Source organism: Pseudomonas sp. LBUM1661 (assembly GCF_059695925.1).
The window spans coordinates 1,419,311-1,438,955 of record NZ_CP166794.1; the positions used below are offsets into that span (position 1 = coordinate 1,419,311).

Annotated in this window: 18 protein-coding genes; 8 read left to right on the forward strand and 10 right to left on the reverse strand. The window is 60.9% G+C overall.

Translation table 11 applies throughout. The features are described from left to right. Positions 1 to 46 precede the first annotated feature (46 nt). From ACA057_RS06365 to ACA057_RS06385, 5 genes are all read right to left on the reverse strand, one after another. A complete protein-coding gene (locus tag ACA057_RS06365; protein WP_497346794.1) occupies positions 47 to 829 on the reverse strand; it encodes a transporter substrate-binding domain-containing protein in 783 nt (260 codons plus the stop codon). A 306-nt stretch (positions 830 to 1,135) separates the two neighbouring features. Continuing rightward, positions 1,136 to 2,824: an ATP-dependent DNA ligase gene (locus ACA057_RS06370; RefSeq protein WP_497346796.1), complete on the reverse strand. Its 1,689-nt coding sequence runs from the start codon at positions 2,822 to 2,824 to the stop codon at positions 1,136 to 1,138. Continuing rightward, a complete protein-coding gene (locus ACA057_RS06375; protein ID WP_497346798.1) occupies positions 2,821 to 3,855 on the reverse strand; it encodes a ligase-associated DNA damage response exonuclease in 1,035 nt (344 codons plus the stop codon). Before ACA057_RS06375 ends, ACA057_RS06370 begins: the two co-directional genes overlap by 4 nt. A gap of 189 nt (positions 3,856 to 4,044) precedes the next feature. Further along, positions 4,045 to 6,495, reverse strand: a complete 2,451-nt coding sequence (locus tag ACA057_RS06380) for a penicillin acylase family protein (RefSeq protein ID WP_497346800.1) — start codon at positions 6,493 to 6,495, stop codon at positions 4,045 to 4,047. Positions 6,496 to 6,616: 121 nt separating this feature from the next. Beyond that, positions 6,617 to 7,261, reverse strand: coding sequence for a glutathione binding-like protein (locus ACA057_RS06385; RefSeq protein WP_497346802.1), 645 nt, complete (start codon positions 7,259 to 7,261; stop codon positions 6,617 to 6,619). A 146-nt stretch (positions 7,262 to 7,407) separates the two neighbouring features. Here ACA057_RS06385 and ACA057_RS06390 point away from each other — a divergent pair, with 146 nt between their 5' ends. Beyond that, complete coding sequence (locus ACA057_RS06390; protein ID WP_497346804.1) at positions 7,408 to 7,965, forward strand: cysteine hydrolase family protein; 558 nt, start codon at positions 7,408 to 7,410, stop codon at positions 7,963 to 7,965. A gap of 198 nt (positions 7,966 to 8,163) precedes the next feature. On the opposite strand, the gene ACA057_RS06395 is transcribed toward ACA057_RS06390, so the two are convergent. Genes ACA057_RS06395 through ACA057_RS06410 form a run of 4 tightly spaced genes read right to left on the reverse strand, consistent with a single transcriptional unit; the run spans position 8,164 to position 9,875 of the window. Continuing rightward, a complete protein-coding gene (locus ACA057_RS06395; RefSeq protein ID WP_064676164.1) occupies positions 8,164 to 8,373 on the reverse strand; it encodes an SEC-C metal-binding domain-containing protein in 210 nt (69 codons plus the stop codon). Next, positions 8,370 to 8,864: an LEA/WHy family protein gene (locus ACA057_RS06400; RefSeq protein WP_497349828.1), complete on the reverse strand. Its 495-nt coding sequence runs from the start codon at positions 8,862 to 8,864 to the stop codon at positions 8,370 to 8,372. The genes ACA057_RS06395 and ACA057_RS06400 overlap by 4 nt, the downstream gene beginning before the upstream one ends. A 32-nt stretch (positions 8,865 to 8,896) precedes the next feature. Continuing rightward, positions 8,897 to 9,373, reverse strand: coding sequence for a YchJ family protein (locus tag ACA057_RS06405; RefSeq protein WP_497346807.1), 477 nt, complete (start codon positions 9,371 to 9,373; stop codon positions 8,897 to 8,899). 4 nt (positions 9,374 to 9,377) lie between these two features. Then, positions 9,378 to 9,875 carry a DUF6231 family protein gene (locus ACA057_RS06410; RefSeq protein WP_401357278.1) on the reverse strand — a complete coding sequence of 166 codons (498 nt, stop codon included), beginning with the start codon at positions 9,873 to 9,875 and terminating at the stop codon, positions 9,378 to 9,380. Between the two features lie 189 nt (positions 9,876 to 10,064). Here ACA057_RS06410 and ACA057_RS06415 point away from each other — a divergent pair, with 189 nt between their 5' ends. The 4 genes from ACA057_RS06415 (at position 10,065) to ACA057_RS06430 (ending at position 12,741) form a co-directional block, all read left to right on the forward strand. Beyond that, the gene (locus ACA057_RS06415) at positions 10,065 to 10,760 is read left to right on the forward strand and encodes a PA1041 family peptidoglycan-binding anchor lipoprotein (protein ID WP_497346809.1); all 696 of its coding nucleotides are present in this window, start codon (positions 10,065 to 10,067) and stop codon (positions 10,758 to 10,760) included. Positions 10,761 to 10,850: 90 nt separating this feature from the next. Further along, positions 10,851 to 11,564 (forward strand): PA1041 family peptidoglycan-binding anchor lipoprotein, encoded by a 714-nt coding sequence (locus tag ACA057_RS06420; RefSeq protein ID WP_497346811.1) that lies wholly within the window; start codon positions 10,851 to 10,853, stop codon positions 11,562 to 11,564. A gap of 147 nt (positions 11,565 to 11,711) precedes the next feature. Continuing rightward, complete coding sequence (locus ACA057_RS06425; protein ID WP_497346813.1) at positions 11,712 to 11,990, forward strand: DUF1145 domain-containing protein; 279 nt, start codon at positions 11,712 to 11,714, stop codon at positions 11,988 to 11,990. Continuing rightward, a complete protein-coding gene (locus ACA057_RS06430; RefSeq protein WP_497346815.1) occupies positions 11,983 to 12,741 on the forward strand; it encodes a collagen-like protein in 759 nt (252 codons plus the stop codon). Before ACA057_RS06425 ends, ACA057_RS06430 begins: the two co-directional genes overlap by 8 nt. A gap of 105 nt (positions 12,742 to 12,846) precedes the next feature. Here ACA057_RS06430 and ACA057_RS06435 read toward each other — a convergent pair whose 3' ends face one another. After that, positions 12,847 to 13,311 (reverse strand): CopD family protein, encoded by a 465-nt coding sequence (locus ACA057_RS06435; RefSeq protein ID WP_497346817.1) that lies wholly within the window; start codon positions 13,309 to 13,311, stop codon positions 12,847 to 12,849. 99 nt (positions 13,312 to 13,410) lie between these two features. Between ACA057_RS06435 and dinG the strand changes: the two genes are divergently transcribed. The 3 genes from dinG (at position 13,411) to ACA057_RS06450 (ending at position 19,533) form a co-directional block, all read left to right on the forward strand. Further along, on the forward strand, positions 13,411 to 15,555 hold the full coding sequence (gene dinG / locus ACA057_RS06440; RefSeq protein WP_497346819.1) for an ATP-dependent DNA helicase DinG: 2,145 nt from the start codon (positions 13,411 to 13,413) through the stop codon (positions 15,553 to 15,555). A gap of 95 nt (positions 15,556 to 15,650) precedes the next feature. Continuing rightward, positions 15,651 to 18,161, forward strand: a complete 2,511-nt coding sequence (locus tag ACA057_RS06445) for a beta-galactosidase (protein ID WP_497346821.1) — start codon at positions 15,651 to 15,653, stop codon at positions 18,159 to 18,161. A gap of 226 nt (positions 18,162 to 18,387) precedes the next feature. Then, a complete protein-coding gene (locus tag ACA057_RS06450) occupies positions 18,388 to 19,533 on the forward strand; it encodes a serine hydrolase domain-containing protein (RefSeq protein ID WP_497346823.1) in 1,146 nt (381 codons plus the stop codon). The last annotated feature ends 112 nt before the right edge of the window (positions 19,534 to 19,645 follow it).

Genomic DNA, 19,645 nt, shown 5'->3' on the forward strand with positions numbered 1-19,645 from the left:
CCTGATCGGATGAAAAAAGCGCCCATCGCAAGATGGGCGCCGGGCATTATTTGCCGCTGTACAGATTCAGATCGCCAAAGTGTTTCTTCTGGATGGTGGCGTAGGTGCCATCGTTGTGTAACGCTTTGATACCTTTATTCAAAAGGTCTTTGAGGTCTTTGTTACCTTTAGAGATACCGATCGCTGTTTTGGCTGGCAGCAATTCGCTGTCGACCGGCTTGCTGACTTCGTAGCCTTCACCTTTTGGCGACTTCAGGAAGCCCAGTTCAGCTTGCAGCATGTCCTGGATTGCCGCGTCGAGGCGACCGGAAGTCAGGTCCGAATACACCTGATCCTGGTTCTGATACGCCTGGGTTTTCACCCCGGCCTTGTCCAGCACGGCTTTGGCATAGGCTTCCTGAATGGTGCCTTGCTCGTAACCGACAGTTTTGCCCTTCAGCGAAGCGGGGTCTGCGGTCAAACCGGAACCTTTCTTGAACACGTAGGCGGTTGGGCCGGAGAACAGTTCGTCGGAGAAATCGATGACTTTTTCGCGGGCTGGGGTGACGGTCATCGAAGAGATCACACCGTCGAATTTATTGGCCTTCAGGCCCGGAATCATGCCGTCGAAATCGCTTTCGACCCATTTGCACTTGACCTTCAGCTCGGCGCAGATCGCGTTCCCCAGGTCGATGTCGAAGCCCACCAGGCTACCGTCAGCCGCTTTCGACTCGAACGGTGCATAGGAAGGGTCAACGCCGAAACGCAATTCCTTGTATTCCTTGGCCAGCGCGGAACCGGCTGCCATGCACAACGCCAGTGCAGAAAGGGTCAGCAATGCTTTTTTCATTATTCAATCCCTAAGAACCAATATGAGCGCTTGTGGCGCAGAATTATTGTTACTGGAAAGCGTAAGACTCAATGAAAGTAGCAATTTCCGAACCAGAGTGCCGAACAAGCGTTTAAAAGGTGATTCAAGAAATGGCCGGGGGAGATTTATGCACGAAAACGGGCGCCGGGAAATAGCAGCACCAAAATGATTCAAGTCGACCAATCTCCTGTAGGAGCAGAGCTTGCTCGCGAAGGCGGTGTATCAGGCACATTTAAGTTGACTGACACTACTTCGCGAGCAAGCTTGCTCCTACAGGGGGCGGTGTTAGCCGAGTAAATCCTGCAGTGTGCCAAGGTTATCCGCTTCCTCGACAGTTTTATCCCGCCGCCAGCGCAACATCCTCGGAAACCGCACCGCGATGCCGCTTTTATGACGCTTGGACAAGGCGATCCCCTCGAACCCCAATTCAAACACCAGGCTCGGTTTGACACTGCTCACCGGCCCGAATTTCTCCACAGTAGTCTTGCGCACGATGCTGTCGACCTGGCGCATTTCTTCGTCGGTGAGCCCTGAATACGCCTTGGCAAACGGCACCAGCGTGCGTTCACTGGCGTCCGGCGGGCCATCCCACACGGCAAACGTGTAATCGCTATAGAGACTGGCGCGGCGGCCATGGCCACGTTGTGCATAGATCAACACCGCGTCGACGCTGAACGGGTCGACTTTCCACTTCCACCACACGCCCATGTCCTTGGTCCGACCGACGCCATACAGCGCCTCCCGCGCCTTGAGCATCATGCCTTCGACCCCTAGGCTGCGGGACGCTTCGCGCTGGCGGGCGAGGTCGAACCAGTCTTCACCAATCAACACCGGCGAGGGCAGTAACACCGGGTTTGCGCAGGTTTCAATCACCTGCTCCAGCTGAGCGCGGCGTTGGGCCTGAGGCCGGTTGCGCCAGTCTTCGCCCTGCCATTCCAGCAAGTCATAGGCGAGGACCACCACTGGCACCGCTTCGAGGATTTTCCTGTCCAGGGTTTTGCGGCCGATCCGCTGTTGCAACAACGCGAACGGTTGCACCGAGGGCGAGGCCGGTGATTGCGGGTTGAACGCATCCTCTGTACCCGGTTGCGCGGCTTTCCACACGACGATTTCTCCGTCGATCACCGTGCCATCGGGCAAGCCGTGAACCAGGCTATCGAGTTCGGGAAAGCGCTCGGTGACCAGCTCTTCGCCGCGCGACCAGATCCACAGGCGCCCATCGCGCTTGACCACCTGCGCGCGGATGCCGTCCCACTTCCATTCCACTTGCCACTGACTGGCCGGGCCGAGCAGGGCTTCGAACTGGTCAACCGGTTGCGACAAGGCGTGAGCGAGGAAAAACGGATACGGCTGACCGCCCCGTTGCGCGTGCTCGTCGGACGATTCGGCAGCGATCAGCTTCAGGTAACTGGCGGCGCTCGGGCGGTTCGACAGGTCGGTGTAACCCACCAGCCGTTGGGCCACGCGCTTGCTGTCGAGGTGAGCCATGGCCGCCAGTGCACGGGTTACCAGCAACCTGGAAACACCAACGCGGAAACTGCCGGTGATCAACTTAATGCAGACCATCAAGCTCGGGCGGTCCAGTTGTGCCCACAGGGCGGGCAGTTTTTCGGCGAGGACGTGCGGAGTTTCACCGCGCAGCGGCAGCAGTTTTTCTTCCATCCACACGGCCAGTCCGTCGGTAGAGCTGTGCAGCGCTTCGGGCAGCACCAGCGAGATGGTTTCCGCGAGATCGCCCACCGCCTGATAACTCTCTTCGAACAGCCAGGGCGCCAAGCCGGAAACCGTCTCGGCAAGCTCACGCAGGATGCGCACAGGCACCAATTGGCGGGGTCGCCCGCCCGACAGAAAGTACACCGCCCACGCTGCATCTTCCGGCGCGGCGTGCGCGAAGTAGTGTTGCATCGCCGCCAGTTTGGCGTTGCTCGACGTCGTCGCGTCGAGCTCGGCGTATAACTCGGCGAATGCCTTCATGTCAGCACCTCGGCGCTTTCGGGCTCTGCGCTTTGGGGTTCTTCCTCATCGTCACCGTACTCGGTGTTGAAGCTCTGGGCGTCGAGCCCTTGCTCACGCAGATGGCGGACCAGTACGCCGACCGAGCCGTGAGTGACCATCACCCGTTCGGCCCCGGTCTGTTCGATGGCCCAGAGCAAACCCGGCCAGTCGGCGTGATCGGACAACACGAAACCGCGGTCGACGCCGCGCCGGCGTCGCGTGCCGCGCAAGCGCATCCAGCCGCTGGCGAAGCCATCGCTGTAATCGCCGAAGCGACGCATCCAGGTGCTGCCACCCGCGGATGGCGGCGCGAGCACCAACGCCTTGCGCATCATCGGGTCGCTCTTTTTGACCTCGCTGGCATGGATCGTTGGCGGCAAATAAACCCCGCCCTCGCGATACACCCGGTTGAGCGGTTCGACGGCGCCATGCACCAGAATGGGGCCGAGGCTGGCGTCGATCCCGTGGAGAATGCGCTGGGCTTTGCCGAACGAGTAACAAAACAGCACGCTGGTTGTGTCGACGGCGGCATTGGCTTGCCACCACTGGTTGATCTCGGCAAAGACCTGCGCCTGAGGTTGCCAGCGATAAATCGGCAGGCCAAATGTCGATTCGGTGATGAAGGTGTGACAGCGCACCGGTTCGAAGGGCGCGCAGGTGCCGTCGGGTTCGATCTTGTAGTCCCCCGAGGCGACCCACACTTCCCCGGCGTATTCCAGCCGCACTTGCGCCGAACCCAACACGTGGCCAGCCGGGTGAAAACTCAGTTTTACCCCCTGATGCAGCAGTGGTTCGCCATACCCCAGGGTTTGCAAGTCGATGTCCTGGCCGAGTCGCGCACGCAGAATCCCTGCGCCGGGCGCGGCCGCCAGATAGTGCTGATTGCCGGTGCGGGCATGGTCGCCGTGGGCGTGAGTGATGACCGCCCGCTCGACGGGGCGCCACGGGTCGATATAGAAATCCCCGACCGGGCAATACAAACCTTCTGGACGAGCGATAACAAGGTCCATGTCTGTTACCAAAATGGGGGGACTTGTTAGCTATGAGGTGGGCGCGAGGAGAGAAGTTCTATGGAAGTTTGTCGGCACTGCAAATCCTCTTGTGGGAGCGAGCCTGCTCGCGATAGCGCAGTGTCAGTCACCGGAAATGGTGCATGACACGGCCTCATCGCGAGCAGGCTCGCTCCCACCGGGGAGGGGTTACTTGCCAGGTGTCAGCGTCAGGCGCTTGCTCCCGTACACCTTGTCAAAGTTCTGCGGCTGCATCGGCAAGCTCATGTACTGGCCCTTGAGCCACGGATCGACGCTGTCGAGGTAGTTCGGGCTGGCCGGGTTGCCGGATTGACCGGTGCCGTTCTGGCCCATCAGCGGTTCGGCCTGGCCGAAGTCGACGATAAAGCGCATGGCCGGTGCCAGCGTCGTGTTGAAATCCTGCCCCCAGGCGAACGCTGCGGTGTTGAGCGTGGTGTGATCGCCGCCGGCCGCGAGTGGCCCGCGCACGGTCTGGCCGCTGGCGTTTTTCCACTCGTAGCGGTGCAATTTGCCCCACTGCCAGGCTTTGCGGTCGCCGCCCAACTGGCTGTCACCGGCCGAAATGGCCGCCGCCAGGCTGCGGGCGAGGATCGCCGGTTTGTCTTCTTTCTGCGCGGTGCGCACATCATCCCAGAACGGACTGTCCTCGCGTCCCAGCAGGTGATCGGCCTGGGCCGCGTACGACAACTTGCCGTTGGCGATAAAGGCTTGCCACGCCGGGCTGCTTTCCGGTCCCAGTTCGTCGAGGAAGATCTGCTGGGTGCTTTGTTGCAGGAACAGCTCGTAGATCGCCGCGTCGGCGGAGGTCGGGCTGAGTTTGCCGTCGAAGGCCATCAACCGTGTGAAAGCTTCGCGAGCCTTGTCGCGATCGGCCCCTGGCAAGGCTTCAATAGCCTGTTTCAGCGGCTGGGACATGCCCGGTGCGGCGAACATTTTCTTCAGTTTGGCGGCGAACGTGGTGGTCTGGTCGTACTGCATTGCGATCAGGCTGCGCGTGTCGTGTTTGCCCGCGCCGGCCAGTTCCGCCATGCGTTCGCCACGTTCCGGTGCCGACCAGGAATTGGACAACTGCATGCCGTAGCCATGGGGAATGACCCGCTGGTTGGCGGTACCGAGCCAGCCTTGGGCCGGGTCCTGGTCATACGGATGGAGCATCGGGTCGGCGTAACCGTCCCAATCGTAACGACCTTCCCAGCCGGGCGATGGCAGCAGGCCTTCGCCTTCGCGACGGTTTGGATAGCGCCCGGTCACTTGCCAGCCGATATTGCTGGCATCGGCAAACACCAGGTTCAGCGCGATGGCGCGGATTTCACGGCTGGCGTCCGAGGCTTTCTCGACGGTTTGCGCGCGGGACAGGTCGAAAAACGCGTCCAGGGTTTTGTCGTCGGTGAAGTTCGGCGTCTGCAAGGCCAAGCCAAAGCCATTGCCCAGCGCGGTGCCCTGGGCGCTGTTGAGCAGCGGCCCGTGGCGGGTTTCGTAGACGGCTTCGCGAACCGGTCGCTGGCCTTTGACGAAGAAGGTTTCGTTACGCACGATGACCGACTGCCATTTGCCGCCGACCTCGTAGGAAAGTCCGTTGCCCTGGCGTTTGATTTTTTCCAGGAACACGTCCTGGTTGTCGCCCATGACCGAGGTCATGCTCCACGCCACTTTGCCGTTGAAACCGCCCAGAACCATCGGTAACCCGGCAATGGTCACGCCGGAGGCCTGGTATTTCGGCGCGCGAATCTGCACGTAGCTGAACAGCGATGGCACGCGCAACGGCCCGTGGCTGTCGCTGGCCAGCAAGCTTTTACCGCTGCGGCTGCGTTGCGGGGCGATGGCCCAGTTGTTCGATGACGTGGCGCCCAGCAGATTCAGATCGGACAGTTGACGCGTGGCTTTGCTGACTTCGGTAAGCCCCGGGATTTGCCCGTTGAGTTTGATGCCTTGAAGTTTTTCGCCTTCACCCAACGGCAGTTTTTCGTCGGGAGCGGACGGTTCCAGCCAGGGCAGCTTGTCGTTGCTGACGGTCTGGGCCAGCACCAGCGAGGAAATTTCTTCCGGCAGGTTGGCCGACTGGCTGAAGTTCAGCAGGCAGAAAATCAGTGCCGAATCTTCCGGCTGCCAGTATTCAGGCTTGTACCCGGTGGCCATCAGGTCGGCCGGAAGCTTGTCGCGGAAGCGGAAGAGGTAGGCGTTGACCCCGCGCGCATAGACTTCGAAGAAGCGCTTGAGACGCGGCGATGACGCCTTGTACAACTCACCGGCACTTTTCTTCAGGTTGACCGCCCGCATGTAGCGGTCGGCGTCGAGCAGGTCCGAGCCGGACATTTCCGCCAAACGGCCTTGGGCCAGCAGGCGCAGGGTGACCATTTGCGTGATGCGGTCGCTGGCATGCACGTAGCCGAGGGCGAACAGTGCATCGTGGAAGCTGTTGCTTTCGATCAGCGGCATGCCCATGGCATTGCGGCGCACCGAAACGTTCTGTGCCAGACCTTTGAGCGGCTGCACGCCGGTGGTGGGCGGGAGGGTGTCTTGGGTGTTCCAGGTCTGACAACCGGTCAGGCTCAAAACACCGGCCACTGCTGCGGCAACGCCGAACCGGGGAAGAAAATGTGTGAGGGCTGGCGAGGCCATGGCAAAGCTCCTGCGGGGGGTAGCGTCATTAAAGGCGCTACGTTAGTGAGCAGGAGGTGGCCGCGCAAGCGGGCTATCAGGTTATTTCAGGATTTGTCTACCAAAGGCAAAAGATCTTCCATCAGGATTTAGGCGGATTCACCTTGGCCGCCAACGCATACGCCTTCACCGTCGCCGGACGGTTCTGGATGTGGTTGAACCAGCGCAAGACGTTAGGGAAGTCCTCCAGGTTCTGGCTCTGCCACTTGTGGGAAACGATCCACGGGTAGATCGCCATGTCGGCGATGCTGTACTCGCTGCCGGCAACAAAATCATTGTTCGCCAACTGCTTGTCGAGCACCCCATACAAGCGCGCGGTCTCATCGATGTAGCGCTTGATCGCGTAGGGGATTTTCTCCGGGGCGAACTGGCTGAAATGATGATTCTGCCCGGCCATCGGTCCCAGTCCGCCCATCTGCCAGAACAACCATTGCAACGCCAGTTGGCGGCCACGCAGGTCTTTGGGCAGGAACTTGCCGGTTTTCTCCGCCAGGTACAGCAGGATGGCTCCGGATTCGAACACTGATAAAGGCTCGCCACCGTCGACGGGCTCGTTATCAACGATGGCCGGGATCCTGTTGTTGGGGGAGATTTTCAGAAAGTGCGGTTGGAACTGTTCGTTTTTGCTGATGTTGATCGGGTAAACGTTGTACGGCAGGCCGGCTTCTTCCAGGAATATCGAGATTTTGTGGCCGTTGGGGGTGGTCCAGTAATATAGGTCGATCATGGAGTACTCCAAATCAAGAGATGTCGTTACGTGCGCACAGCAAACGCCGGCATCAGGTTGTCCTGTTTGCGTTCGATAGCTTGCCTGTAGGAAGAGGTGATGCTGAAGTGCGTGAAATTCAATGACCCCGAAGGAGAAAAGTCGGCATGGAGCTCAAGACAAACGCGGCGCTGATCATCATCGATCAACAAAAAGGCATCCTGGAGCCCAGGCTCGGTCGCCGAAATAACCCTCAGGCCGAGGAGCGGATGCTGGCGTTATTGGCGCATTGGCGCCGAACCGGGCGGCCGGTGATTCACGTGCAGCACTTGTCCCGTTCCCCGGAATCAGTGTTCTGGCCGGAGCAATCGGGGGTTGAGTTTCAGCAGCGGTTCCAGCCGCAGGCCGGTGAGCAGCTGATTCAGAAACAGGTGCCGGATGCGTTTTGTGCGACGGGGCTGGAGCAGCGATTGCGCGAGGCCGGGATTGATCAGGTGATCATCGTTGGCGTGGCAACCCACAATTCGGTGGAGTCCACGGCGCGCACGGCGGGCAATCTGGGGTTTGAGGCATGGGTGGCGGAGGATGCGTGCTTTACCTTCGACAAGGCTGACTACTTTGGAAACGCCCATTCCGCCGAAGAGGTGCATGCGATGTCGTTGGGGAATCTGCATGGCGAGTACGCCACTGTCGTGAGCACCACACAGATTTTGCAGCCTGGCTGAAATCCCTGTGGGAGCGAGCCTGCTCGCGAAAGCGGTGGAACTGACACATTGATGGTGGATGTGCCGCAGTCATCGCGAGCAGGCTCGCTCCCACATTGGTCGGGTGCTCACATAGTTTGTGTTCAATGCAAAACCCTGTGGGAGCGGGCTTGCCCGCGAAGGCGATTCAACAGGCGAAGAAGCTCTTCGCCCGAAACATCATGCGCCGTGGCACTTCTTGAATTTCTTGCCGTTGCCGCAAGGGCAAGGGTCGTTGCGGCCAACGTCTTTCAGGGCATTGCGCACCGGTTCCTGGTGAGCGTGGCCGCAGTTCGGGCCGTGGACATGGCCATGGTCGTGATCATGGTGCTCGTGATGGTCATGATCGTGGTTGCAGTCAGGGCCATGGACATGGGGTTGCTGGGTCATCGGTTTTGCTCCGGAATTAAATCGGCGGGGATTATCACGCCATTACGCGCCAGGTGCACGTAGTGCGCGATGAATAAGCCGGTTTCCAGCTCACCTTCCAGCCGATAGGGAATCGGTTGGTCGGGTTTTTTCAACATTTTCACCACATCCCGGACCTTGGGCCACAGGTTGGTGCGGATCGGCACCTTGAAATAGGCACTGCGTTTGGGGCTGACCGTGAACCAATGTTCGTGTTCGCCTTCGGTGAGCAACAGGTCCCCCAGATGAATGCGGTATTCCAGCCCGCGCACCGTCAGGTCACTGTCGTTGGGGTTGTCGACGCGAAAGTGCAGGATGAATCGTTGCTGCATGAGTTTGGCCTGGACGACTTCGACCTTGACCAGATGTACCTGCGGTTCCGGTTCATCGTCGCTGAACCAGGACGCACAGCCGCCGAGCCCGAGCAACACGAGCAGGGTGAGCATCTGTAAGACGCGCCGTTGGGTGGTCATGGTCATGGTCATGTTCCTACCGGTCACTCAACTCAACTGCCGAAATACCCCGCACAACACTTCTTGAATTTCTGCCCGCTGGCACAAGGGCATGCATCGTTACGGCCGGCCTTGAGTTGCACGGTGGGGTCGATGAAGTACCAGTGGCCGGTGTTCTGCACGAACGACGAGCGCTCGCGATGGCTGTGTTCGCCGGCGCCGTCATGCCAGCGCGCGGTGAAGGTCACGAAGGCGTGCTCCGGTTGACCGCCAAACACTTCGGAGCTTTCCACCTCGAGCCCCAGCCAGGTGCTTTTGGCACTCCAGTCGCTGATGGACTGACGGTCCAGACCGGCCTGTTGCGCGGGCAGGGTGGTGGCCACCAGATAGTCGATCAGGCCCAGCACGTAAGCGCTGTAGCGCGAACGCATCAAGGCTTCGGCACAAGGCGCCGGGTGCCCGGCATGGTAATGACCGCAGCAGGCATCGAGCAGGGTGCCGCTGCCGCAAGGGCAAATAGAAGTACTCATTGCGTTACCACCAATATTTCCCGAAGTTTTCCGGATTGGCCCAGAAGCGTGAGTTGAGCCAGTCGGGTACTTGTTTGTAGTCAAGCAGATCATAGGTGAACAGGGTCAGAACCTGCTCGTCACGCTGGAAGCGTTCGCTGGCTTGCAGCGCCAGGGAGAAAAAATCAGTCTCCTGCCAGCCGCTGGCCGGCAAGTCCGCCAGCACTGCGATGCGACTGGCATTGAGGTTGCGGATCCCGCCTAACAGGTTCAGGCCATCGCGCTTGGGCAAATGTTCCAGGCAATCGACCACCAGCGCCAGGTCGAACCGTCGTGCCGCCAGCTCGGCAGGCAACGGCCCCGGGGTGGCGTGAGCAACGCTGCTGTCCGGGTGCGCGAGTTTGAAGGCTTCCAGTGCCGGGAACTCACTGGCGCCAATCAGCAGCAGACGCGCGGGGGCGTAGCGATCCAGCAAAGCGGCCAGCGCCTGCTGCGGGGTACGCGAAGAAATACCTGCAATCATCGAAGATCCTCAATCAGAGCGCCAAGACTAGCCTGCTCACAGGTTCGGGCCTAGAGCGTCTTACCGCAAAAAGCCGCGAACGCCCGTGAACATTGGAAAAAACTGCAATGGCCTATTGCTGGCGGAGATTAAAACTCGGGTCTTTACTACCTGAATCGGTTTCAAGCCGATCCCTCAGGAGAAAACTAGATGAGCATAGTTCGGACAGCATTACCCTTGGTTCTGCTAACCAGTGTGTTGACTGGTTGCGCAGGTTTGCAGAAAACCGACTGGCCGACCTGTGCGGCGGTCGGTGGTGTCGTGGGCGCGGGTCTCGGCGCGACCGAGAGCTCGGCATGGGCAGGGTACGGCGCGCTGCTCGTCGGCGGCACGGCTGCGGCCTATTGCTGGGTTCACGGTGATGGCGACGAAGACGGCGATGGTGTGCCGGACAGCCGCGACAAGTGCCCCGGTACGCCTAGAGGCGTGAAGGTCGATGCCGATGGTTGCCCTCCACCTGTGCCTGCACCCGTTGTCGAAGAAGCGGTGGTGGTCAAGGAAGAAGTCATTGTCATCCGCGATGTTCACTTCCAGTTCGACAAGGCCACGCTGACCCCTTCCGACAAAGAAGTACTCAACACAATCGCCACTCGCCTGAAACAGGAGTCCAGCACCGCGCAACTGACCGTGACCGGTCACACCGACAGCGTGGGCAGTGATGCGTACAACCAGAAACTGTCGGATCGTCGTGCACACTCGGTGGTTGAATACCTGATTTCCCAAGGCGTACCCCGCAACGCGTTCGTGTCTGTGGCCGGTGCCGGTGAAAGCCAGCCGGTTGCCGATAACAAAACCGCTGACGGCCGTGCGTTGAACCGTCGCACGGAAATCAAAATCAACCGCTAGGCCCCGTTCGCTCCGCGGCTTGTGCAGTCGCGGATGCGGGTCTTTACTCCTGTGTAACCGGTATTGGCCGGTAACACAGGAGCTTTCACCATGAGTGTTCTCACACGGACCGTCTTGCCGGTTCTGCTGCTTGGCAGCCTGATGACCGGTTGCGCTACTCACAGCGATGGCACTGCCCCCCTCAATCAACGTACATGGCCGATCTGCAGCGTCATTGGCGGTCTGGTCGGTGGAGGTCTCGGTGCTCTGCAAAGTAGCGGTTGGGCGGCCGGTGGAGCAGCGCTCGGAATCTTGACCGGTGGCTTGATCTGTTACGCCCAGGATGGCGACGAAGACGACGATGGTGTTTTCGATCGACGTGATCGCTGCCCGGATACACCGGCCAATACCCCCGTCGAACATCACGGTTGTCCGCTGCCGCAGTACCCGGTCAGCGTAAAACCGGTCGCACCGGTGGCACCCGAAGTCATCACGTTGCCCGGCGACGTGCTGTTTGCCTTCAACAAGTACGAACTGACGCCCTCTGCGCAAAGTCAGCTGGATGCACTGATGCCCAAGTTGCAAAGCGCCGATGTGGTGAGCATCAAAGTGGTCGGTCATACCGACAGCGTCGGCAACGACGCCTATAACCAGGGACTCTCGGAGCGACGCGCCAGCAGTGTGGCGGCGTACCTGTTGAGCCAGGGCCTGGCGCCGAACAAACTCACCAGTGAGGGCCGGGGCGAAGGCCAGCCTGTGGCCGACAACGAAACGGAAGAGGGGCGCGCAAAAAACCGTCGCGTGGAATTGCACATCAACCGCTGAGCCATGTAATAGAGCCGTCGGGCGACTATCAGGGTCGCTTCGACGGCCATTCGGCGGCCTTCATGAAGAATTTTCTGTTGCCCTCTGGCTTATCTCGCGTGGAAGCCGTTACTGTGCGCGCAAAGAATAATTCTCAACGGGGGGCGTATGAAGGTGTTTTGGGCGCTGGGGAAGCTGTTGACCCTGCTGTTCTGGCTGGTCGTGCTGGTCAATCAGCTCATGCCGTTTGTCAATCCTCTGCACGTGTGGGTCGATCTGGCCGGCAGCCTGCTGGCAGGGCTCCATCTGCTTGAAGCGGTGTTCTGTTTCCGCAGCCTCCGAGGTCGTGCCCATCCTTGGCTTGATCGCCTGAAGATTCTGTTCTTTGGCGTTTTCCACCTGCAAACCCTCCCGGCTCCCACCGCACCTAAGGCTTCCCATGCGTAAACTCTGTCTGCTCGCCGCACTCATCAGTCCATTGGCCTGCGCTCAGGTTGTCAGCGTCGAAACCAACTCGCTGATGCGCTTGCCCAACACCGCCAGCACCTTGCAACTGGAACGCCTGGAAGTCGCTGATTACGGCACCTTGCTGATTCCCTCGAACGTGACAGAAGTCACTGTCGGCGAATTGCACCTGGGCCGGGAAGCGCGGATCGCCATCGTGCCCAGCGAAAAGTCCCTGGAATTGAAGGTGAGCCGTGCCCAGTTGTCTGAAGGCAGCCAGATTACCGCTCGCGGCGCGCCGGGGACTTATCTCAAGGCTGCCCGCTCCGGGCGCAATCTGAATGTACAGATCAAGGCGCTGAACGCGCCACAATTGTCGGTCGACGCTCGCGGCGGCGCCGGTGCGCCGGGTTTTGTCGGTCTCGATGGGGCCAACGGTCAGGCGCCGGGTTGCACCTGGGGCCAGGCCGGTCGCGGCGCCGATGGCAGCAACGGCAGTGACGGCCAGGCCGGCGCACCGGGTGCGCTGGTACGCCTGGAAGTGCCGCGCGATTACCCGGCGGAACAGATCAAGGTTCAGGTGGACGGCGGTGCCGGTGGTGTTGCAGGACCTGGCGGTAAACCGGGGGCGGGTGGCAAGGCCAAGGGCTGCTTCGTCTACAAGGCCGATGGCGGCAAGAGTGGGCGTCCTGGCGCCGATGGCCAGCCAGGGCCTGCGGGGGCGGCGGGTTCGGTGACGGTACAGCGGTTGTAAGACGTTTCTGAATTTTGTGTTGTCTGGTCGATCACTATCGCGGGCAAGCCCGCTCCCACAGGGATCACTGCGAACCCTGTGGGAGCGGGCTTGCCCGCGAAGCCTTTAAAACATCGGCCGCGCCGCTGCAATCGCCACCAACACCAACCCGACCATCAAATTGATCCCCACCAACTTACGAATTTTCCCCAACACCGCAGCACCCGTCGGCCATTCCTGCGCCGTCACCGCCGTGCGCAGTTCCGGCAGCAACAACGCCTGAATCCGGATAAACAGCGCGGTCATCACAACGTACAACCCCATCATCACTTGCACGTAACGCGGCGCGAATTCAAACCCGGCGTACTGCAGATGAATCATGCCCACACCGCTGATCGGCAAAAGCACCACCGCGACCCAGACCCAGCGGAAAAAACCTTGAAACACTTCTACCCACAGCTTCAGCCGGGCAGGGCCTTCCAGTGCCTTCATCGCCGCGGGGCGCAAGACCATCCAGGCGAAAAACATGCCGCCCACCCACACCAGTGCGGCGAGGATATGCAGGCTATAAACAAGGCTAAAGGCGGTCATTGAGGTACTCCGTTCTGCGCGGGATTAATTAGCGCGGTATGATAGCCGCCGATCCGAACCACTGAAAATTTATCCAGCGTTTTTTGCGCCCGACAATCCATGATCAGCACCGAACTCAAAACCACGATCCAGGGCGCCTACACGCGTTTTCTCGAAGCCAAGAGCTTGAAACCGCGCTACGGCCAACGCCTGATGATCGCCGAAATCGCCAAGGTCCTCGGTGACATCGACACCGACGACGAAGGCCGGCGCAGTGGCGACCCCGCGATTGTCGCGGTGGAAGCCGGCACCGGTACCGGTAAAACCGTGGCCTACAGCCTGGCGGCGATCCCGACGGCGAAAGCAGCCGGCAAACGCCTGGTGATTGCCACGGCGACCGTGGCCCTGCAAGAGCAGATCGTCTACAAGGACTTGCCTGACCTGATGCGCAACAGCGGGCTGAACTTCAGCTTCGCCCTGGCCAAGGGACGCGGGCGCTACATGTGCCTGTCCAAGCTCGACATGTTGCTCCAGGAAGGTCACGCGCAAACCGCCACCGCGCAGTTGTTCGAAGAAGAAGGCTTCAAGATCGAAGTCGACGAGGCCAGCCAGAAGCTGTTCACCAGCATGATCGAGAAGCTCGCCGGCAATAAGTGGGACGGCGACCGCGACAGTTGGTCCACCGCTCTGGAAGACGCCGATTGGGCGCGCCTGACCACCGATCACAGTCAGTGCACCAATCGCCATTGCCCGAACTTTGGCCAGTGCGCCTTTTACAAGGCCCGCGAAGGCATGGGCAAGGTCGACGTGATCGTCACCAACCACGACATGGTCCTGGCCGATCTGGCCCTCGGCGGCGGCGCGGTACTGCCGGATCCACGCGACACCATTTACGTATTCGACGAAGGCCATCACCTGCCGGACAAGGCCATCGGCCATTTCGCCCATTACACGCGCCTGCGTTCCACCGCCGACTGGCTGGAAACCACCGCCAAAAACCTCACCAAACTGCTGGCCCAGCACCCATTGCCGGGTGACCTGGGCAAATTGATCGAGCAGGTGCCCGAATTGGCCCGCGAGATCAAAACCCAGCAACAGTTCATGTTCACCGCGTGCGAGCAGGTCGCCGATTTCAAACCCGGCGAAGACGTCGAAGGCCGTGAGCGACCGCGTCATCGCTTCGTCGGCGGGGTGATTCCCGAGCACATGCGCGAAATGGGTGTCGAGCTGAAAAAAGGCTTCGCCCGATTGACCGACCTGTTCACCCGGCTCACCGAGTTGCTCAAGGAAGGCATGGATGGCGAGGTCAACATCGGCATCGCCAGCAACCAGGCCGAAGAATGGTATCCGCTGTTCGGCAGCCTGTTGTCGCGTTCTTCGGGCAACTGGGAACTGTGGGTCGCGTTCACCGCTGAAGACCCGGAAGACAACCCGCCCATGGCCCGTTGGCTGACCCTGGCCGAAAGCGGTTCGCTGTTCGACATCGAGGTCAACGCCAGCCCGATCCTCGCGGCGGAAATGCTCCGGCGCAATCTGTGGAACGTGGCCTACGGCGCGCTGGTGACTTCGGCGACGCTGACGGCACTCGGCACGTTCGACCGTTTCCGCATGCGCGCCGGCCTGCCGAAAAAAGCCGTGACCGCCGTGGTCCCAAGCCCCTTCCATCACGCCGATGCCGGTGTGCTGCGGGTGCCGGACCTGAAAGCCGACCCACGGGATGCGCCGGCCCACACCGCCGCGATCATTCGTGATTTGCCGGCGCTGGTGGAAGGATCGCGCGGCACGTTGGTGCTGTTTTCTTCGCGCAAACAGATGCAGGACGTGTTCGACGGCCTGGATCGCGACTGGCGCAAGCAAGTATTCATTCAAGGCAACCTGTCGAAACAGGAAACCCTGAACAAGCACAAGGCGCGGGTCGATGGCGGTGATTCCAGCGTGCTGTTTGGCTTGGCGAGTTTCGCCGAAGGCGTCGACTTGCCGGGTGCGTATTGCGAGCACGTAGTGATCGCGAAGATTCCATTCTCGGTCCCGGATGATCCGGTCGAAGCGGCCCTGGCCGAGTGGATCGAGGCGCGGGGCGGTAATCCGTTCATGGAAATCTCCGTACCGGATGCCTCGCTGAAACTGGTCCAGGCCTGCGGGCGCTTGCTGCGTACCGAAGAAGACCGCGGCACCATCACCTTGCTCGATCGGCGCCTGGTGACCCAGCGCTACGGCAAGGCGATCCTCAATGCGTTGCCTCCCTTCCGTCGTGAAATTTCCTGATACACCGGTGGGCAAATGTGCCCGCCGCGTTGTCTATCTCTCTACCATCGCTTTTCCACTGGCCATTGATGGCCGTTAGGGAGAATTTCGTTCTCATGATTCGCCGTTCGCTGCCTGCCGTTTTTGCCCTGATGTTCGCAGCCCCTTTGCTGGCGGCCCCTGCCGGCCAGCAGACGCTGTTCAACTTTGTGCGCCCCGCCGACGTCGTCCAGATCGCGACTCAGGACGCCAGCCTGCCGCAATCCAACGCCGAGCAAACGGCCGAAGGCGAAGTGCTGCGCCGGGTGACCTTCAATCCCGTGGCTCAGCCGACCTTGCGCCTGACCCCGCAAACCGGCGCCTGGGACTGGTCGCAGTCGGGCGTGATGAGCCTGCGAATCCAGAGCGCGATGAACTGGGCCGTGACGCTCTACGTGAAAATCCAGAGCAACGACGGCAAGACGCTGATCAGCCGCGTCGATCTGCCGGCCGGCCCGGCGCAAACCTTGTTAGTGCCGTTGGTCGCCAGTACACCTTTGAGTCAAGGCATGAAAGCCGGCCCGCCGATGCCAATGAGTTTCGACGGCCAGCGCGTACTGCTGGCCAACAGCAGCGGTGAGCTGGATCGCAGCCAAGTGGTGTCGGTGAGCTTGTCGATGGATCAGCCGAAAGTGGCCCAGAGCATCCTGCTGGAACGCTTCGGCGTGCAGGACGGCGAAGCCGTGACCAAAGCCGCTTACGGCGGTCTGGTGGACGCTTACGGCCAATCGACCCGGGCCAAATGGCCGGAAAAAGTCAGCAGCGATGAGCAACTGAAAAGCGCCGCAGCCAAGGAACAACAGCAGCTGAAAACCTGGCTGGCCGAGCGTGAGAAATCCCCCCTCGATAAATTCGGAGGCTTGAACAAAGGCCCGGCGTTCAAGGCCAGTGGCTTTTTCCGCACCGAGAAGCGTGACGGTCGCTGGTACCTGGTGACCCCGGAAGGCCATCCGTTCTATTCCCTGGGGGTCAACACCCTCACCCCGGACGTCAATCAGACCTACATCGCCGGCCGCGAGTGGATGTTCGAGTCCCTGCCAAAACCCGACGAGGTATTGGCCAGCCACTATGGGGAAGGCGACAACCGTGGCGGTAACGGTGTCGATCAGGGCCGTGCCTACAACGCCGGTCGCTGGTACGACTTCTATGGCGCCAACCTGCAACGCCTGTATGGCGCGCCTTGCGCGTCAGGCAGCGACACCAAAGCCGGTGTCGCCGAAGCGGCCAAGGCCGATGCGGTTGAGGCAACAGCCGACAAGGCTGTCGAGCAACCGATTGCGCCTACGACTGCCGAAGCCGGTGTCGCCGAGGCAGCCAAGACCGGCGCAGTCGAAGCGACAGCCGCGAAAGCGGCCGAGCAAACACCGGCCGAACCGTGCAAAGCGCTGGTTGATGAACAGCGCTGGGCTGGCCACACCCTGGATCGCCTGCAAGCCTGGGGCTTCAACACCATCGGCAACTGGAGCGCTCCGGCGCTGGGCAACACCGACCGCGTGCCGTACACCTTGCCGCTGTCGATCGTCGGTGATTACGCCAGCATCAGCACCGGCACCGACTGGTGGGGCGGCATGCCTGACCCGTTCGACCCGCGTTTCGCCATGGCCACCGAACGTGCCGTGGCCATCGCGGCCCGCGACCATCGAGACGATCCGTGGCTGATCGGCTACTTTGCCGACAACGAACTGGCCTGGGCCGGTCCGGGTGATGACCCCAAAGCCCGCTATGCGCTGGCTTACGGCACCTTGAAGATGACCACCGATGTGCCGGCCAAACGCGCGTTCCTCAAGCAATTGCGCGACAAATACCGCAACCAGGCCGGTCTTTCCAAAGCCTGGGGCATCGACCTGCCCGCCTGGGAATTGATGGAAGACCCAGGCTTCGTGCCGCCGCTGCCGAGTGCCGAACACCCGGAAATCGAAGCCGACTTCAAGTACTTCCAGAAGGTCTTCGCCGACACCTACTTCAAGACCATCTCCGATTCGCTCAAGTGGCATGCGCCGAATCAGTTGTTGCTGGGCGGCCGCTTTGCCATCAGCACCCCGGAAGCGGTGGCGTCCTGCGCCCAGTATTGCGATGTGTTGAGCTTCAATATGTACACCCTGCAACCGCAGGACGGATACGACTTCGCCACACTGCGCAGCCTGGACAAACCGGTGCTGATCACCGAGTTCAACTTCGGTTCGACGGATCGCGGCCCGTTCTGGGGCGGCGTGACGCCATTGGCCAAGGAAGAAGATCGTGGTCCGGCTTACGCGAATTTCCTCAAACAGGCGATGAGCGAGCCGTCGATTGTCGGGGTGCATTGGTTCCAATACCTCGATCAACCGGTGACCGGCCGCCTGCTGGACGGTGAGAATGGTCACTTTGGATTGGTGGGCATTACCGATCTGCCGTTCCAGGGCTTTGTCGACAGTGTGCGCAAGAGCAACCTGGCGACCGTCGATCAGTTGGGCAAAGAGGCGCAGAAGGCCAAGGCTGAGGTGGACAAAGCCAGCCACGATGCCGAAGGCGGGAGAAAAGGCGAGGCTGGCAAAGGCGCAGGGCAGGGCGCTGGCCATGCGGGTGGGCATTCGGCCAATGGCCACTGAGGCCTGATACACCGCGTTATCGTTCTTCGCGGGCAAGCCTCGCTCCTACAAGAGCACCACCGGACCTGTAGGAGCGAGGCTTGCCCGCGAAGGCGTCGATTCAGGCGCTACAAATTGTCGATCATTTCCATGGGCAACCGACCGCCCAGCCCGCCCCTGTTCCCAAATCCTTCAATGGCTGGAACAATGCGGGCCACTTTACAGCCTTATATCCGGGGAGTTGCGGGTGCAGATTCAGGGTTTTTACGAGCTTAAGTTTGAAGCGGTGCGCGAAGCATTCGCAGCGCTGTTCGACGATCCTCAGGAGCGTGGAGCAGCGTTGTGCATCCAGATCGGCGGCGAAACCGTCGTCGATCTTTGGGCCGGTAGCGCCGACAAGGATGGCCTCGAAGCCTGGCACAGCGACACCCTCGCCAACCTGTTCTCCTGCACCAAGACCTTTACCGCCGTCACCGCCCTGCAATTGGTGGCCGAAGGCAAGCTGCAACTGGACGCCCCGGTTGCCCGCTACTGGCCGGAATTCGCCGCTGCCGGCAAAGACGCCGTGACCCTGCGCCAGTTGCTCTGCCATCAGGCCGGTCTGCCGGCGCTGCGCGAGTTGCTGGCCCCGGAAGCGCTTTATGACTGGCAAACCATGGTCGACGCCCTGGCCGCTGAAACGCCTTGGTGGACGCCGGGCGAAGGCCACGGTTACGCCGCGATTACCTATGGCTGGCTGGTCGGTGAGTTGCTGCGTCGTGCCGATGGCCGTGGGCCCGGTGAGTCCATCGTGGCGCGGGTGGCGAAGCCGTTGGGTCTGGATTTCCATGTCGGTCTGGCAGACTCGGAGTTTCACCGCGTGGCGCACATCGCCCGTGGCAAGGGCAACGTGGGCGATGCCGCGGCCCAACGCTTGCTGCAAGTGACGATGCGCGAGCCGACGGCCATGACGACGCGGGCCTTCACCAACCCGCCATCGATCATGACCAGCACCAACAAACCCGAGTGGCGGCGCATGCAGCAGCCGGCGGCCAATGGCCACGGCAACGCCCGCAGCCTGGCCGGGTTCTACGCCGGTCTGCTCGACGGCAGCCTGCTGGAAGGCGAAATGCTCGACGAGCTGACGCGTGAACACAGCCTCGGCGAGGACAAGACTTTACTGACCCGGACCCGTTTCGGCCTGGGTTGCATGCTCGATCAACCGGACGTCCCCAACGCCACCTACGGCCTCGGCCCGCGTGCGTTCGGCCATCCGGGCGCCGGCGGTTCCATCGGTTTTGCTGACCCGGAACACGATGTGGCCTTCGGCTTTGTGACAAATACCTTAGGGCCGTACGTCTTGATGGATCCGCGCGCGCAAAAGCTCGTGCGAGTACTGGCCACTTGTCTGTAAATCCCGCTTAAGGGGCCTGGAACTGGAACCCGAAAGCCTTTTCAGTCTCAAAGCGTCTGTTTATGTGGGCCGACCCGGCCGGATTTTTTCATTACTTCATTTTTTGTGGATA